Source organism: Tsuneonella deserti (assembly GCF_014644315.1).
GTDB lineage: Bacteria > Pseudomonadota > Alphaproteobacteria > Sphingomonadales > Sphingomonadaceae > Tsuneonella > Tsuneonella deserti.
In genome coordinates, this window is record NZ_BMKL01000001.1 from 2408138 (window position 1) to 2426099 (window position 17962).

Annotated in this window: 11 protein-coding genes; 6 read left to right on the top strand and 5 right to left on the bottom strand. The window is 58.0% G+C overall.

The features are described from left to right. Positions 1-10: 10 nt before the first annotated feature. On the top strand, positions 11-1078 hold the full coding sequence (locus IEW58_RS11880) for a CgeB family protein (RefSeq protein ID WP_188645302.1): 1068 nt from the start codon (positions 11-13) through the stop codon (positions 1076-1078). Here the strand turns inward: IEW58_RS11880 and IEW58_RS11885 are convergent. From IEW58_RS11885 to IEW58_RS11905, 5 genes are read right to left on the bottom strand one after another with little or no spacing between them, the layout of a single operon-like run. Then, entirely contained in the window at positions 1059-1826 is a 768-nt protein-coding gene (locus tag IEW58_RS11885) for a sulfotransferase family 2 domain-containing protein (RefSeq protein ID WP_188645303.1), read from the bottom strand. The genes IEW58_RS11880 and IEW58_RS11885 overlap by 20 nt on opposite strands. 3 nt (positions 1827-1829) lie before the next feature. After that, positions 1830-3047, bottom strand: coding sequence for a tetratricopeptide repeat protein (locus IEW58_RS11890; RefSeq protein ID WP_188645304.1), 1218 nt, complete (start codon positions 3045-3047; stop codon positions 1830-1832). A gap of 3 nt (positions 3048-3050) precedes the next feature. Beyond that, complete coding sequence (locus tag IEW58_RS11895; protein WP_188645305.1) at positions 3051-5261, bottom strand: GumC family protein; 2211 nt, start codon at positions 5259-5261, stop codon at positions 3051-3053. A 10-nt stretch (positions 5262-5271) separates the two neighbouring features. Next, the gene (locus tag IEW58_RS11900; RefSeq protein ID WP_188645306.1) at positions 5272-6021 is read right to left on the bottom strand and encodes a polysaccharide biosynthesis/export family protein; all 750 of its coding nucleotides are present in this window, start codon (positions 6019-6021) and stop codon (positions 5272-5274) included. Between the two features lie 19 nt (positions 6022-6040). Next, positions 6041-7405, bottom strand: a complete 1365-nt coding sequence (locus IEW58_RS11905; protein ID WP_188645307.1) for an O-antigen ligase family protein — start codon at positions 7403-7405, stop codon at positions 6041-6043. Positions 7406-7742: 337 nt separating this feature from the next. On the opposite strand from IEW58_RS11905, the gene IEW58_RS11910 reads away from it, so the two are divergent. The 5 genes from IEW58_RS11910 (at position 7743) to IEW58_RS11930 (ending at position 17042) form a co-directional block, all read left to right on the top strand. Next, positions 7743-9641 (top strand): polysaccharide biosynthesis protein, encoded by a 1899-nt coding sequence (locus IEW58_RS11910; protein WP_188645308.1) that lies wholly within the window; start codon positions 7743-7745, stop codon positions 9639-9641. A gap of 251 nt (positions 9642-9892) precedes the next feature. Beyond that, positions 9893-12049, top strand: a complete 2157-nt coding sequence (locus tag IEW58_RS11915; protein WP_188645309.1) for a calcium-binding protein — start codon at positions 9893-9895, stop codon at positions 12047-12049. Between the two features lie 313 nt (positions 12050-12362). After that, positions 12363-14090, top strand: a complete 1728-nt coding sequence (locus tag IEW58_RS11920; RefSeq protein WP_188645310.1) for a type I secretion system permease/ATPase — start codon at positions 12363-12365, stop codon at positions 14088-14090. A 17-nt stretch (positions 14091-14107) separates the two neighbouring features. Then, positions 14108-15451, top strand: a complete 1344-nt coding sequence (locus IEW58_RS11925) for an HlyD family type I secretion periplasmic adaptor subunit (RefSeq protein ID WP_188645311.1) — start codon at positions 14108-14110, stop codon at positions 15449-15451. Next, positions 15444-17042: a TolC family protein gene (locus tag IEW58_RS11930; RefSeq protein ID WP_188645312.1), complete on the top strand. Its 1599-nt coding sequence runs from the start codon at positions 15444-15446 to the stop codon at positions 17040-17042. The genes IEW58_RS11925 and IEW58_RS11930 overlap by 8 nt, the downstream gene beginning before the upstream one ends. Positions 17043-17962: the final 920 nt, after the last annotated feature.

Sequence of the window (17962 nt, forward strand, 5' to 3'; positions counted from 1 at the left end):
GAACAAGACTTTGACCTCTCGCACGTATGATCGGCGCCCGCTGCTAATCTTCGCGTCGGATTTCTGGGATGGCAGTACGGGTGCCGGATTATGTGAGGGGTTTCGACGCTTAGGTTGGGTCGTCCACCAGATAGAACTAAGGGAATTCGTTGGCCGCAGATCGCGGGGCCCCCTTGGAAAACTGCTCAAGAAGGCGCAACTCATCGACGGCCCCAAGGAATATCGAGCCGCGATCATCGAAAGTTGCCGAGAACTGCACCCAGATCTTTTTCTCACAGTCAAAGGCGTAGCGATCACAGCATCCTTGCTCAAAGCCATTAGAGACATTGGCGTGCCCACCGCAAATTACTATCCTGACGTAGACTTCGGCCATGCGAATATACTTGAGGATGCGATCGCCAATTACGACTATTTCTTTACGACGAAGAGATTTCATGAGAATTTTTTATCTCAACTATACTCTTCTGATCGCTGGAAGTTCGTGCACCACGGTTTTGTGCCGGGTGTGCACGTCCCCCTTTTCCCATCTAACTCCGTCCCGTACCGTTGCGACGTAGGATTTGCCGGAAATTATTCGATCGCCAAGTCTTCGGCCTTAGACGAGCTGGTGGGGCTCAAGCCTTCGATAGATCTGCTTATCACAGGCCCCAACTGGGGCCGCTTGAAAAATTCACCTGGCCTGCGTGGCCGAATTGACCGTGTGGAGAGGCGAGGAATCGCCTATGCCGATTTCGTCCAACGTTGTCGGATAAACGTAGCCATGCATCATGGTGTGGGCCAGCATGGGTGGGAGGATCAGGTCTCAACGCGTACTTTCGAGATCCCCGCATGCGGAGGGTTCATGCTTCATATCGACAATGAGGAGGTTCGCGACTTATTTTCGGTAGGCACGGAGATCGATACTTTTTCATGTGTCGAAGAGCTGTCAGATAAAATTGACTTCTATCTGACAAAAGACGATCTACGCCGAAAAATGGTGGCGCGCGCATATGCTCGCGCAACGAGCGAGCATTCCTATACTCGACGAGCAATCGAAGTTGACCGTGCCTTACACCCCCTCACCATTCGCGAGGCATAGATTCCCACGGGCTGAATCTTCTGGCTCCCTGCTCATAAAGTATCTCGCCGAGAGTCCTGGTCGTCTTGTCTGGGGATAGATCGCAGGAACCCACCACGCTTACATCATCACTATACCCAAAAAGTCGGAAGTCGACTTGGTAAAGTCGGTGCAAAATATTTTTTGACGCTTGCGAAAGCTCCCACGACGGCGCGTCAGGGGTCACATTCAATTGCGGGACAGACGTTTGCACACCCAAGGCGCGGAAAATTGGTTCGATCTCGACGTCGAGATTTTCAACGCGCGCTACTGTGTTTGCGAGCAGCGACCCGTCATAAGCGATCAATAATGAGCACTGCGGCGGAATGCGCAATGTGGGCAAGAGTTCCACAAACCCATCGAGCGACGTAATCGATCGATAAACTGCTCCGTAGACCTGCTGAAACCTTTGATCGTCCCGATGCCGCAGCACGTGATCGAAGAGCGAGCGTGTACGCGCGTATGGATGCCGCACAACGCTGAAGCAGAACATTGCGCTGAAACGGTCGGGCCCAAGCACTTCGCGTGCGGCCTCCAAACCCCAGTGGGAATGAGCACGGAAATCGGTCAGCATCGGATGTCCCGCGCGCGGAAACAGGCGGCGCGCGCATTTTCCTATCAGGGAACGGTCACCAGGCCGCCTGAGCGGCTCCAACGCTGCGGAGACGCTCGTACTCCCCGTTTTAGGGATCCGTACGTAGATAAACTTCCTCGCGTCAGAAACGATCACAAATTATCGCTCGGTAATCTTAAGGGCCGCTAATGCTCCACTCTTCATTTCGCGGCCCGCGCGACCGCGCACCTCCGCCCACTGGAGAGGACAGCCTTCGGGTACTGAAAAGCTTTTATCTGCGGCATCGGGCGAACCATCTCCAAGCTTCAACGCGGTCAGCTCAGTCGAGGTGTTGGCGCATTTCAAATCTATGCGCAGGCCTACATCCTGAAGGGACTTGGGCGGCTCCGGTGTTTTTGCAAGTATCCGGTAAGGTCCTGGAGCTAGGCGGAGTAGCCGCCGTGCGATTACGTGCTCCCCGCCTCGAGTGATTGTAAATGAAATCCCACCTTCAGCCGCTGGCCCGATCGTTATTTGGCCTCCTGTGGCTATCTCCCAATCGATAGGAGGCCACCCGTCCTTTATTATAAACGGTTCTGCTACTTGAGTTGTCGCGGTCCGCTGCCCTGTTAGACTCTCGTAGGTTGAAACGGCGAGCCCGGCTCTTCCCATTTGCACTAACTTCCGGACCAACGTGCGCTGACGAGCCGGATCAAGGCCAGCAGCCACTTCAGGATGATCGGTGACAACTTGCCCGAGCACGGGAGTCGCGGCGCTATGGCTCGTAGCAAATGCCGCATAGTCACCAGTCCAATCCGCTCGCGCAAGCGTAGGAGCGATCTGATTTGCCACCTCCCTGTTAGCGAGCACCTTTGTCAGGGCGGGGAAGACCACCTCCTGCACGTTTTCATTTACCCGCAAGGCCCGATCGAGAAGTGCGAGGCCGCGCGCGATATTTCCGCGGCGAATGGCATCTTCGAAAAGCGCAAGATCGACCATAGCGTCCCGCCGGCCGGTCTTTTCTGCTAATAGAAAATATCGGCGAGCGGCGTCTGGCCGGTGAGCTATCACCATCGAAAGCCCGGCATTGCGCAAGGCAGGACCATTCAACCCCTGACTCTGGATAGAGCGTTTCGCGTAAGCCATTAGATCGTCTGGGTCTGCCTTAAACCCGTTCTGAGCCAGTAGGAATTCGGCGAGCCCATCGTTGGCCGGCGCATTACTGGGGGAAATCTTGGCGGCGATCGAGGGGGAGAACGTTTGCGTTACCTGCCTTATTGTCAACGCGCCAGTCCACGCGAGCGCACAGATCGTCAGGCTGAGAAAGAGGATTAGCCGAGCCCGCGATTCACGATGGGCTACGTGCATTTTGCGCCGATCGCCAGCTTGGCCCATCATTGCTTAGCCCTCTGCCTCAGGCCGATCCTTTCCGTAGCCGTAGCCGTAGCCGTAGCCGTAGCCGTAGCCGTAGCCGCCGCTGCCTTCGCGCAGGCGCGTTACAATCGCCCCGTAGAGTGGGCGCCTAGCAGTCCGCAGTCGCTCGAGCGATTGCTGCAATCCGCGCATCGCAACGCGGTCATACTGAACGACGAATAGTGCACCTTCAACCGCTTGCGCGATGAGAGGCGCGTCGGCCAAACCCAGAAGCGGGGGAGCGTCGATCACCACATGATCGAATTGCCCAAGCAAACGATCAACCAAGTTTTGCATACGCGGCCCCCTCAGCAACTCTGCTGCGCTGGGGGGGGTGGGCCCGGCTGTCATTACCTTCAGGTGCGGGAGAGGGCCGTCTTGGAGAAGATCGTCAACGGTTTCATGACCCGCCAGAAAGTTGCTTAAGCCGACGGTATTCACAACCCCAGTCATTTCCTGAAGTGAGGGCGACCGCATGTCGCCATCAATTAGGATCACCCGAGATCCGGTACGCGCGAGTACAGCAGCCAAAGCCACGGCACTGGTGCTCTTGCCTTCGGCCGGCTGAGTGCTCGTGAGCAGAAAACTGCGTGGAACCCCGTGGTCTGTTGCAAACCCAAGGTTCGAGACGATGGTGAGATATGCCTCTGAAACGTCCGACTTCGGGTCCAGGACTTCCGTAATAAGCTCCGAACGATCTTCTCCGGCATCGGGCACGCCGCCGAGCAACGGGACCCCCAAGCGCATCTTCACATCGTTGAGGTCGCGCAGGCCCTCGTCGATCTGCTGGAGACCAAAGACCGCGAGCCCCGCTAGGACCGAGCCAGCGAACAGGGACAAGAGAATATTTACGAACAGGTTTGGCGAAGAGGGCCGGTTCGGTATCTCTGCGAGGTCGATCACCGCAATGTTGCTCATTCCGACCCCTGCAACCCCTATCTCCTTGTAACGTTGAAGAAGCGCCTCGTAGAGTTGCCGGTTCGTGTCCGCTTCGCGCTGATAGATGTTGTACTGAATGCCCGCACCGCGCTCTTCAGTGATTTGGCCCTTAAGGGCGTTAACCCGCTCTTTTAAACCAGATTCTCGTGCAACCGCCTCGCTGTATTCCCCCTTAATGCTGGCATTAACACGAGCTTCCTCCTCAGCAATCGCTGACGATAAAGACTTTATTTGCCGTTGCAAAGCCTGTGCCGATGGATAACCAGGCTCAAATTGAACCATCATCTGTTCGTATTCGGATCGCGCGATCGCCAGACGCTGGCGCAGTCCCGAAATAGTCTGGTTCGATAGCTCTTCCGGGCTGGAGCCCAATGCACGCAGTCGCCCTTCGGCTTTAATCCGGTCGGCGGTTGCCTGAGCAAGAGCCGCGTTGAGAGCTGTGAGATCATCGGTCGTCAGCGTTCGACGCCCCTCGGTAGTTGTAGACTGCGTGTCCTGACCGCCTGCGTTGATGGTAACGATGCCCTTATTGCGGGCATAAGTGACCAGAGCTCGCTCTGAGTCCTCCAAGCGCGAGCGCAATTCATTCAGGCGCGTCTCGAGGTACTGCCGGGCATCTCCGGTGGATTCGAAGCGCCTGTCAATACTCTCCTGGATGAATTGCTGAGCCCAAGCATTCGATATTTGGGCCGAAAGGGCCGGAGACGCACTGGTGTAAGAAATATCAACCAAGCTCGACCCGCGGACGGGGGTTATCTGCACATGGTTCAACAACATACGAACAGTTTTGTTAAGCGACCCCTCCGATCCAGACGCGCTTTGCCCGGAATTCTTACCCTCATCTCCGTCGGCCCCATGGGCCTTAAAAAAGCTTTCGTTTTGAGGAAGCTGCAGCGACCGAGCTACTCGTTCCGCCAAGGAACGAGCACCCAACAGTGCATACTGGGTCTGATAAAACTCCAAGCTGGAGCCGATCTGGTCATCCTCGAGACCCTGGACGTTGGTAACGTTCTGCTGCTCCCGCTCGATTTGAATGCGAGCCTGAGCAGTGTACTCCGGTGTTGTCAGGAACGTGAGCACGAGTCCCGCGAGAAGCGAGAGAAGGATAATCGCGCCGATCACCCACTTGCGTCGCCTTACGATCTGCCAGTAGTTAACTAGAAGCGGAATGCCGAGCCTCGCGTGGGTCTCGGTCACAATCAGGTCAGAGGGCACAGGCTGAAGAGCCACGGGGGCGTTCATGGCGATATGGGAACTCATTTTGAGGCAATCAGCGCAAGATCGCCACGACAGGCGCGGTGATCAGGCCTGAAGCACTGATGATGTCACGAAAGAGGCGCCTACCAGGCGAATCGCCGACCACAACGATGTCATTTGGGAAAAGCTCTGGATCGTCATAGTTACCGCGCCGAATACCTTCGAGATTATAAAGCGCAAGGTACTTCTGACCGTTTACAGAGCGCTGCACCACTACATCCTGCAGTCGAGCGTATTCACCCGTCCCGCCCGCGGTCGCTACAGCGCGGAGCAGCGTCATGTGACCCATGACCGGATAGAGACCGGGACGGTCCACCTCACCGTCAACGGTGACGACTCGGCTTGTGGTGGACTCGAGGTTGACTGTGACTTGGGGGTCCCGAATGTAGCGGCCGCGGAGCTTTTCCTCAATGCTAGCAGCCAACTCTGAAGGGGTGAGTCCGCCTGCCTGTACCGAGCCGATCAACGGGAAGCTAATCTGGCCACCTGCGTCAATTTGCACACGCCGCTGGGCGAGGCCCTCGATACCATAAACATCCACCGTCAGTTTATCGTAGGGACCAATGAGGTACGGCCGCTCTTGCGCAAGAACATCCGCACGCTCAGGGGGAGGAAGAGCATTATTCGTGGCCAGCTCAATTGAGGGCGACTCCGCATACGTCCGCGGCGCGCTGACGCACCCCGCCGATGGAATGAGGGCAACTATCGGCGCAATTAACCTAAGTGCATTCGCAAAACGCAACGTAGCATCCTTCAAGCTCATAGCAGGTCGCGCTTTCGCCCTAGCCGCTGGGGCGCCTTTTGCGCGAGCCAGCGAAGAGACACAAGGCCGAAAGCGCAGAGAACGCCGCTATCGATGGCGTGCGCAGGGGGTAGTCGGCGATGCTAAACAGCGCGAGAATAACGAGAATGGAGGCAGCGCCAAGGGCTAAAGGCCGGTCGGCCTGCTCAGCGGCTGGAAGGGCGACTGCACGCCAAGCACAACGACCAAGAGCGGCTAACGCGGCGGCGACAATCGCCAGAGCTGGAATCCCTCCGCAAACGGCAAGCTCGAGCCAATCATTGTGCGCATGGTTCACGAACTTAGGTCCAAGCAGACGATCAGGCTCCACCACCTGGTACACCTCGACAAACGTACCGATGCCGGCTCCGCTCCAGCCATACTGGGGGACAAGATCGGCTATGGGCCTCCAAATCTGCAAGCGCAGTTCTTCTGATTGGTCGAGATCACCCAAGCGTTCTACAGATTCGTTCTGACTGAAGAAGGCGATAAGAATAAGGAGGCCTGAAAGGGCCCCGAATGCGAACAGATAAAGCATTCGCGGGTGCCTTTTCCATAGACGGCCGCGAAAGTTTGACGCCAGCGCGGCCAAGGTGGAGGCGACCGCGACTATCGCGGCAAGCAGACCAGCTCGCGACCCTGTGCTCAGTATGCCGAGCGCAAGGAAAAAGATGATACCCGCCCCTAACCCTATCTTGGCCCCGACGGAGGAGGTATACCTTGAGCCTCGGGGGCTTAGATCGCCGTAGTCACCTTCAATGGCAGATCGCGTGATCCACAAGCCCACAATCGGAATGCAGCATGCCAAAAACGCAGCGTTGTGATTCCGATTGGAGAACAGGCCAACGGCGCTTTCAGGGTTTGTCACGCGGTAGAAATACAAAATGTTTCCCTCCGGTCCCAACATCTGCAGCATGCCGAGGGTCGCACTGGTTAGGCCAATGCCGATGAGCGCACCTGTCAGGAGGCGGTTCTCTTCAAGTTGAACTCGCGCGGCGAGCAGAATGGCGGCCCAAGGCACCCAGAGAGACAAGAGTGCGTTTGTCGTTCGCCATGGAATGACCGAAATCGGGCGCCACGGCTGCGGGACTCCTACAGCGTCAGCTGTGGCGACCAGAAGTTCGCGGCCCTGCAACGCGGTCCACATACCCGGGGGCAAGGGGATGAGTTGTACGGCGATCCAAACAGTGAATGCGAGGAAGATGGCAATCGGGAGCCAGTATTGCCTAAGCGTACCCGGAGGTGAAAAATAGAGCGCGTATGCCACCCCCGCCACGGCGATGATGCGGAGCAGCGGAAGGGACAAGATGTCATAGCGCGACCCCCCCCCAAGCAGGAACGTCGCCACGAGAAAGCCGATAAGCACCGAGGTCGCACCGACTTGACCTCGGCCCCTCGATGTACGCCCCGCACCTTTTGCTGAATTCGCCTTTTGGCGAGGAGACTGACTTCGGATTGCAGACATGTGGGTCCGTCCTTGCGTCATTTATGACAGGTGAAGCGGTCATAGGGGAAGTCCGAGGTCCTCGCGAGGAAGCCGCCCACGAGTCAGCTTTGTTCCTCCGAGAACCGCTCACTGGTAAGAGCCAGCGCGCCGAGGTCCAGTCAACCTGAAAGTCCGACGAGGCGCGAGTTATCGCTTCTCAAAGGAGCTAAGTGCGATATCAGGCACACATTTTGGGCGGGAGGTAAGAACGCACGCGATGAAGATAGTCCTGCCGATGTTGGAGTACCTCGCGCGCCTGCGGCGCGGTTACAAGCAGAGTATCGTTATATTGACAGACGCACTGCTCTGTTATCTGGCGATAATCGTCGCGTTCGCCTTTCGTATCGAAGTTCTTTCGTACTGGAATCGCCCAGTTGAGAACCTTCTGTCTATTTCGCTGCCCCTCAGCCTCGTCACCTTCTGGGTGATGGGTGTGTACCGCGCTGTCTTTCGCTACGCGGGGATCGGCATGATGCGAACCCTTTTTAGGGGCTTCGCGATTTACACGCTCTTGCTGTTGGGTTTTTTTGCTGCCTTTCGGCAAGGGGAGGTATCCCGCTCTATAGTCCTGCTGCAGCCAATCATTTTCCTCATGTTGGTTGCCCTGTCGCGCATCACCGGACGTTATCTGTTTGTTGACCTGCTAGGCCGCGGGAGATTTCGCGGGAACGTGCGCACGGTTGCGATCTACGGAGCGGGTGGGGCGGGGCAGCAACTCGCAGGATCGGTCATGAGTGAGCCAGGAACACGTCTCGTGGCCTACATCGATGATGATCCGCGTCTCCACGGACAGAGAATCGATGGTATTCCGATCAAATCACATGACGAGGTCAGCGCGCTTATTGATCGCCACCGCCTGACCGACGTGTTACTGGCTATACCCTCGTTAACCCGGAGTGCTCGCCGGGAAATCGTCGACCGACTTGCCCACCATCCCATCCATGTTCGCACGCTCCCGCAGATGAACGAACTTCTCGATGGACATGTTTCTGTCAGCGATATTCGCGACCTCGACATCCAAGATTTGCTGGGGCGAGAGCCGGTTCGCGCCAATCATCTTCTGCTCGCACGCACCGTTGTCGGAAAAACGGTTCTGGTGACCGGAGCCGGGGGCTCAATCGGAAGCGAGCTGTGCCGCCGCATCCTTGACGTCGGCGCGAGAAAGCTTCTCCTCGTGGAAAATAACGAGTATGCGCTGTACGCGATCGACGCGGAATTGAGGCAATTGGCAGCCGGCCAAAAAGCACGCACGGAGATTGTCCCCTTTTTAGGCTCTGTAACTGACGCCCAGCGCCTCAACTACATCTGCTCCAATTACCGGCCCCACACGCTCTTTCACGCGGCCGCGTATAAGCATGTCCCTCTGGTTGAGGCGAATCCGATTGAGGCCATTCGCAATAACGTGTTCGGTACGCTCGAAACGGTCAAAGCCGCAATGGCGGCGGGGGTAGAAAATTGCATTCTCGTAAGCACAGATAAAGCAGTCCGACCGGCCAACGTTATGGGTGCGACAAAGAGGTCTGCGGAACTTATCTTCCAAGCAGCAGCTGAATTGGGCGTGGATACCACCTTCTCGATGGTTCGGTTCGGAAACGTGCTCGGTTCTTCGGGATCGGTCGTCCCCCTCTTTCGGCGGCAAATTGCGGCCGGGGGCCCGATCACGCTAACGGCGAAAGGCGTCACCCGCTATTTCATGACGATTCCTGAAGCAGCAGAGTTAGTCATCCAAGCCGCCGGCCTCGCGCGCGGAGGGGAGGTTTTTGTCCTGGATATGGGACAGCCAGTGCGCATCGAGGACCTGGCCAGAACCATGATCCGCTTGTCCGGCCTTTCCGTCCGCGACGATCAAGATCCTGACGGCGACATTGCCATTCAGGAGGTCGGGCTCCGACCCGGAGAAAAGCTCTTCGAGGAGCTCCTTATCGGGGACGACCCCCAGCCCACTCTCCACGAAAGAATCTTCATGGCAAGGGAGGCTTCCCTGCCATGGGCAGACTTGACCTCCGCGCTAACAGAGCTTGAAAGCTGCGGAAGCGAGCTGCAAGCGGTTCACCTCCTGGAAAAACTCGTTCCTGAATTTGCCGACCAAAAACGCAAGCAGCTCACGAGCTCCTGATCAGCGCAGCCGCTTGGACGACTGAAAGCGCGTTGCGTTTGACTAACCGCGGCTCTCGAGTCGACCGGTGCGCTAAGGATGAATGCCGTAGCAGAACGGTTAACGACGGGTTGCGATGGACCTAAATTGTCGTTTTTTTGCATTGCGTTCTGATTGCGAACGCGTAAACCATTGACCAGGCTCGCTGCGCATCGGCGGAGCTTTAAGAATTGCGGGCGCGATAGAATTAGTAGGCTTAAGGAGCAGGAAAAATGGCTACCATTAACGGAACTAACACCGGCGAGGTGCTCGTAGGCACGCCGGAAGCCGACCTCATCAACGGACTGGGTGGCAACGACACGATTACCGGTAACGCCGGTAGCGACGAGATTCACGGCGGCGACGGCGGCGATTCGATCACCGGCGACGATGGCGATGACACGATCACGGGTGACGCCGGCGACGACACTATCTCCGGTGGCCTGGGCGACGACGTCATCACTGGCGATGATGGCGCCGACACTATCACCGGCAATGAAGGCAACGACCGGATTAGCGGCGGGCTTGGCGATGATGTCGTCCGGGGTGGTTTGGGCGACGACTCGGTGCAGGGCGACGAAGGCAACGACCAAGTCTTTGGCGGCGCCGGTGACGACTTCCTCGCCGGCAATGCTGGCGATGACACCATCGACGGCGGCACCGAAAACGATACGGTGACATTCTCGGGGGCCACTGGACCGGTCTCCGTATTCCTCGATCGGGGCTTCGCAGTCGGCGAAGGCAACGACACCCTTCTGAACGTAGAGAACGTCGAGGGTTCGGCCTACAACGACTTCCTGTACGGTGATGCGAACAACAACATCATCATCGGCGGCCTCGGCGATGATGTGATGGAAGGCAATGCCGGCTTCGACTACGTGTCGTTCCAGGGCGGCCCGGGCGTCACCGTCCAGTATAACACCGACGGCAGCGGCACCGCCACCGGCCAGGGCTCTGACACGTTCACTGGCTTCGAGGGCGTCGGCGGCTCCGACAACGACGACTATGTCACGGTCGAAGACACCTCGGGCGCCGACTTCCAGCTGGGCGGCGGCGTTGACACGCTGGATTACACGTCCGCATCGGGGTCGCTTTATATTAACATGGGCAACATCGTCGCGGGTGAGCAGGACAACGGCCAAGTCTACAATTATTCGACTGGCGTGTCCGACTCTTTCTCAGGAGTCGAGACTGTCGTTGGAAGCGACTTCTGGGATTACGTCGTGGACAACGCGGGGGACAACACCATCCGGACCCGTGGCGGCGACGACTACGTAATTGCCGGTGACGGTAACGATACCGTACTCCTCGGTGAAGGCGACGATTACTTGGTCGCTTACGGCGCCGGCACCGATGTGTACGACGGCAAGGAAGGTATCGATACGCTCGACCTCAGCGGCGCAGGGCAGGTCGTCGTTGACCTCGCTGCAGGCGCGATGCGCGACGAGTACAACGGCACCGGCACCACCGGCGCGGCATATGCCTCGCTCGACACCGTCCTGAACTTCGAGAACGTCTACGCCGGCAGCGGCAACGACAAGCTGCTCGGAAGCGCTGCAGACAATGTCATCGATGGCGGCGCCGGCAATGACCGCATCACCGGTCGCGGCGGTGCGGACTTCCTGCACGGCAACGACGGAAACGACGACATTCTCGGCAACAACGGCGATGACTTCCTGTTCGGTGAGAACGGCGATGATCATCTTCGCGGCAACGCTGGAGATGACACTCTCGATGGCGGGTTCGGCAACGATGAGCTGAGCGGCGGTCGCGGAAGTGACACGGCTCAATTCCTCCAGGACGTCGATGTCACCGTGAACCTCAGCACCGGCACTGCGACCGGTGAAGGTTCGGACACCCTGCTCGGGATCGAAAACGTCACCACCTCGGGTGGTAACGACACCATCCGCGGCAACGCGCTCGACAACATCGTCACCAGCGGTGCCGGCGACGACAACGTGTTCGGCGGCGCGGGCAACGATGCGATCAACGGACAGGACGGGGACGACAACCTGTTCGGCGATGATGGCAACGACACGTTGGTCGGCGGCCTCGGAGCCGACGACCTTGTTGGCGGAAACGGAGCCGATACGTTCGACTACAACGACGTTGCGGAAGCGCAGGGCGACCACGTGCTTGACTTCAGCCAGGCCGAAAACGACGTGCTCGACTTCTCGAGCATCGATACGAGCGGTGCGCTGGGTGATCAGGCATTCTTGTTCGTCGGCAATAGCGCTTTCGACGCTTCGGGTGATGCGGAGATCCGGTACAACTTCACCAGTGATGGCGATACGCGTATCCAGATCGACATCAACGGCGATGGCACAGCGGACGCGACCATGTTCCTCGAGGGGCAGATTACGCTGACGGCGGACGATTTCGTCCTCTAACGGTGAATTGATCAGTGATTGGGGCCGGGGGAGCAATTCCCCGGCCCTTTTTTTCGGCAAATTAGCTTCTGAGGAAGTCGGCTCGCAGGATTTGATGACGGCGGCCGGTTCCGCGACAATCGGCCTGGCGTCGCCGCAGATTGTTTATGATTCCCGGCGCCTTAATGAGCCGCATGAGGCGGATGACAGAATTGCTAAATGGTGTAATTAGAGATCAAACCCCGCTCCAGTCCGCGATGATCGGATCTCGCTCGGCTAGAGCGAGGGGCGGCCCGAACCCCCTGCGAGCCGAGAAACTGACGGGCCGAACCAGATGATTCATACCTCCGTTTCCCGACAGCTTATTAGCCGCTTTCTGGGCCGGTACCGCAGCACGGTCCGGGTAATTGTCGCAGCGACGATCCTCCTCAACCTGACCCTGTTTGCCGGCGCGATCTACATGCTGCTCGTGTACGATATGATTTTGCCGAGCGGTAGCGTCGCCACCCTTATCGCGCTGTTCGGCATGCTCATCCTCGTCTATCTGTTTCAGGGGATCATTGACGCAGCCCGGAGCGAGTTGCTGCTCCGACTGGCGCGCGGTATCCACCATGACCTGGCTCCGCTTGTTCACCACGCGGCGGTGACGTTACCCTTGCGTCGGGGCGTGCCCGCGGGCGACGGCGCCCAGATCGTCCGCGATCTCGATCAGGTTTACGGTTTTATCGCGAGTCCTGGCCCAGTGGCACTTATCGACCTGCCGTGGGTGGCATTGTTCCTTATCGTGCTGACGCTTCTCCATGTTTGGCTGGGGGTTGCCGCTCTGCTCGGAATTATCGCGATGGCTGCGATAGCTTGGTATGCCAGCGTAAGGACGCAAGATGCGTCGCGCGACCTGGCCCAGATTACCAGCGAACGTAATGCGCGATTGAATACGGAACTGCGGCTTTCCGAGGTCGCCACCGCAATTGGCATGCGGCAACGGCTTTCTGCCCGCAGCGCGGAGGCCGATGAGCGGTACCGAACCGTTCAGGGAGCTCTTTCTACTATTGTAGCACGGTTCGGTGGTGCTGGCCGGGTATTCCGCATTTTCGTGCAATCCCTGATCCTAACCGTTGGCGCGCTGCTGGTCATGGATAACGAGGCTTCGGGCGGAATCATCATCGCTTCTTCTGTCCTCGCAGGGCGGGCGCTAGCGCCGGTGGATCAGGCTATCGCCACCTGGCGGGGTTTCGTCGCCGCCCGGACCGGGTGGGAGCGCATAGTTCAGGCCATCAGTGAATCACCGCCGCCGTCAGCGAGAGAGGTCCAGCTTGACCCGCCGTCGCGCAGTATCTCGGTAAACGGCTTATGGCTCGCTCCGCCCGGCTCGCGAGAGCCGGTCGTGAAAGGAGTAAGCTTTACGCTTCAGGCAGGCGAAGCCCTCGCGATTATCGGTCCAAGTGCGGCCGGGAAGACCAGTTTCATCAAAGCGCTGCTCGGTATCTGGACCCCATTGCGGGGGGAGGTGAGATTCGACGGCGCCCTGCACTCGCACTGGGATGCGGATGTTCTCGGCGCCGCGATCGGTTACGTCCCTCAATCAGTAGAACTGGTCGACGGAACCGTCGGTGAGAATATTGCTCGCCTGGATCCCCTCGCATCCTCGGGCCAGATCATTGAGGCGGCGCGGAAGGCCGGTTTACACGAAACCATTCTTGCGCTCCCAAACGGCTACGATACGCGACTGACATCGGGAGGACTCGAACTCTCTGCTGGCCAGAGACAGCGTCTGGGACTCGCCCGCGCGCTTTTTGGCGATCCCTTCCTCCTGGTTTTGGACGAAGCAAATTCAAACCTCGACCAGGATGGAGACGCCGCCTTGGCCCGCGCGATCTTGGCGCACCGGCAAAAGGGGGGAATCGTGGTAATGATAACTCACCGACCCGCCACTTTGGGGCCGGTAACACATCTAGGGGTAATGAGAGCAGGTCAACTCGCAGACTTGGGCAGCAAAGATGACGTACTTCAGCGGACATTCAAGCAGCCAGCTTCTGTATCCACCCAAGACGCTGCGGCGTAAGGATCTGTGGGATAGACATGGTTAATCGCAATCTCTTGAGCACTGCAGCTCTACCCGACCTTCTTTCAACTTCAGAGCCGCCAGCAACCGAGGACGCGCCCCGCGCTCGCCGCACAATCTACGTTGCGGGTGGAATTATCGCGCTCCTTCTGCTCCTTGCGTTTGTGGTTCCTATAGCGGGAGCGGTGATCGCCCCCGGCAGAGTGGGCGTGGAGGATCAGGTCAAACGTGTGGCACACCCGACGGGCGGGGTCATCGCGGAGATCCTCGTCCAGAACGGCCAGCACGTCAGCAAAGGGCAGCTGTTGATGCGTCTTGAAGACACCGTGTCCGGCGCCGCTGACATATATTCAAGCATGACCGTCGAGCAACTTCTGGCGCAGCGCGCGCGGCTTGAAGCCGAACGACTGGGCGCGAATCGAATCTCTTTTCCGCGTGAGCTCACCACTGCCGCTAATGGCACCGCCCGAGAAGCCATGGCCAACGAGGCAAAACTTTTCGCTCTTCGTCGCAGCGAGGAAAGGCAATTACAAGCCCAACTCCGCGCACGCATTACTCAGAGCAACCAGCAAATTCGGAGCTATCGCGCGCAGATTGCGTCGTTGGTGCGCCAGCAGGAACTGATAAGACCTGAACTTGCGGGTGTGCGGGACCTCTGGGCAAAGGAGCTGGTCACTATCAACCGGTTGAACGAGCTGGAGCGAACCCAAGCAAGTCTCGAAGGCAACATCTCCTCGCTTGAGGCTGACATTGCGAGAGTCGGTGCCCAAATCACCGAATCCAACGAGCGCCTCATCCAGCTTGGTGAGTCGCGTCGGGCAGAGGCCGCGACGGCATTGGCTCAACTCAATACGCAACTGAATGATCAACGCGTGCGCAACGTGTCAGCTGGTGACCAACAGGCGAATCGCGAAATTCGCGCGCCCTACTCGGGCACGATAGAAAAGGTCGCATTCGCCGCTGTCGGCGACGTGGTGCGGCCAGCTGAACCGATCATGGAGATTGTGCCCGACGCCGGCGCGATGGTCGTAGAAGCGATGGTTCGCCCCGAAGATGTGGACCGGCTGCAGACTGGCCAAGCCGCTCGTACGCGGTTCACCTCGTTCAGTCGCGCTGCTACACCCGAATTCGCTGGGCGCGTAACCTATGTCGCTTCTGACCGCACAGTAGACCCCGAGGCGAACGTCGCATTTTTCATGGCACGCGTGAGTATCGACGCCGAGGCGGTTCGCCGAGAGGGGCTTGATCTTCGCAGCGGCATGCCTGCTGAGGTTTACATCGAAACCGGGAGCCGGCCTCTCGTATCCTATCTAGGTAAGCCGCTGCGCGACCAGCTGGCCCGAGCGTTCCGTTATGATTAGCCGCTTCTACCTGTGCATTCCCGCGATATCAGTATTTCTCCTCATCCGGCCGAGCGCGGCAGAAGCACAAGAAGACCCCTCAGGATCCAGACCGGTTATCGAAACCCAGGGCGTTTCGTTTTCCGTCCCTAATACAGCAACCAGTGGGATTGATTACAACACGCCGGTCACCACTCTGACCGATGCGATAGAGCGCTCCTACCTGACTGACCCCGCGCTGATGGCGGAGCGGTCGCGTACCCGTGCGTCGGAGTATCGGCTCGTTGAAGCGAACGGAGCATTCGGACCGCGCGCTGACTATCAACTTCGGTATGGCTACCAATGGGATCGGGCTGATATAGTCTCTGATTTGTTCATTACCCGATCGGGGTGGTCCGCAGCTGCGTCGGTAGCTCTCTCACAACCCATTTTCACCTTTGGTCGGCTAACAGCCGACCGGCGCCAAGCGGAAGCACTCCTGAAACTGCAGTCGGCTTTGGCGCGCGAGGCTGAGCAGGAAACAGTCTTTCAGGTGATCTCCGCGTATATTGGTGTCCTCAGAGATCGCAATGCGTTACAAATTTCCGAGGACAATCGTGCGATACTCGGACAACAGTTCGAAGACACAAAGTCTCGATATCTAGCTCGAGAGGCCACCGTTACCGATCTGCGCCAAGTCGAGACACGAATGGAATTTGCGCAGGCTCAGACTTCAATCGCAAAGGGGGCGCTCGCAGCGACTGAAGCTGATTTTCGCGCCAGCACAGGATCACCTGCAGGAGACCTCGCCCCGCCAAACCCGCTTGTGGTGCCTCCACGCACGCTCGAAGATGCACTGCGTATAGCCGAGAATGATAACCCTTTGCTTGCGGCGGCGAATGCAAGAGAGCAAGCCTCGCGCGCGGTCGCGGCCGGAGCTGCAGCTGCCCGCGCTCCAAGAGTGGACTTCCGTGGACAAGCCGACCTAAATCCGGTCAGCCCGTATAGTAACGAACGGCGACAGACTGGCCTGTCAGGCCAAGTTGTGGTATCAGCGCCCTTGTTCGACGGTGGCGTGCTTGCTGCGCGGGTCGAGCAGGCTCGGGCCGCTAATGATGCGGATTGGCACCTAGTGGATCGAACCCGGCGCGAGTTGGCTGCAGAGCTTAATCAGTCATGGGCGGCATGGATATCTCAAGAAAAGGCGCTAGCCGATCTGTCAGCTGCGGTAGATGCAGCCCAAAGTGCTTACCAAGGCGCACTCGAGCAGCAACGGGCCGGATTTGTCACAACGCTTGATGCTCTTACTCTGGCGCGTGAGCTTCTCACGGCGCGCTCCACACTTAACACGCTACAAGCCGATACGTATATTTCGCGGGCCCGTACGTTGCGAGCCCTTGGCCTATTGAGGGTTTCTTTTTTGCTGCCGGATTTCCGGAACGGTAGTGCTCCCGGCCACAGAAATGGCCCCCCGCTTTGGGGTGTACTCAACCCGCTAACCCCCCTCTTTCGCCAATTCGATGCCCTCTTCCCCCCCCCCGTTAGCCCGAGGCAATCGAGAGATGTTACTGACCCACTCGATCCAGCGAGTATACGAACCCAGGGAGAATTTGCCGAGCGGCCCGCAGACTGAGCGGGCGAGCGCACCTGGGTCGCCAATGGTCGCAATGCGTCTTTCCGAGTCACGCTAACATGGGCTTTGAGGATAATTATGAAATTCTATCAGCGCCTTAAATGCCTATTAGGTCGCCACCAGAGATCCAAGGGAAGAGCTTATCATCTCGAATCGGGTGGAGTTCGCAGTTACTGTCGGTACTGCGGCGTAGCCATGCTTCGGCAGAACCGTGTTTGGACCGTGGACAAGGAAGGGTCTGGCTAGCATGCCAAGGGGCCTTTCGAGCAAACGCACCGGTCTTCCCACGCGAGAATTTGTACATTTCGTCCAATATTCGACCATCAGGCCGCCCGTCCGCCTTGCGCCAAAGGAGATAACTCCATTCTTGCTTGGAGAATCTGACAACACTAGGCTCTGCTGCCTGGGTTTACCCTAGCCTACAATCTTCGTCGCAATGTCAGTGGTTGGAGGGACAAGGCATACTGCTTATTGCAGTCGAGGTTTTATTGATAAAAAGGGCATTGCGGCGCCTCATTGGGTTATTAGCAGCGAGCCCCACCAGTGATGGAATTTTAAGATGAAAAATTTCCGCCGCCTGCTTCTGGCTTCCCTACTTTTGTCGACGCCCCTGCACGCACAAGTGGCGGAGCGAGATACGAGTGAACGGCAGGAGGCAACAACACGGCTCTCCACTTCCTGGATTACCTCAGTTATTTCTCTCGCCACCTTGGTGATTGGAGTCTTACTTATAACTGATGAAGGTGCGCCCAAAAGTCCCTAGAGCAAGACTTCTCTACGTACTCGCGTGACACCTCCGCCGCGTTGGATCGGTATTTCAACGCATATCGGAAATGCGGCACCCGACCTGAGACTAACGAACGAGGTTGCTCTCATCTCCGTTATTAAATTCACGTGTGGTCGGCCGCTGCCTTTAATTT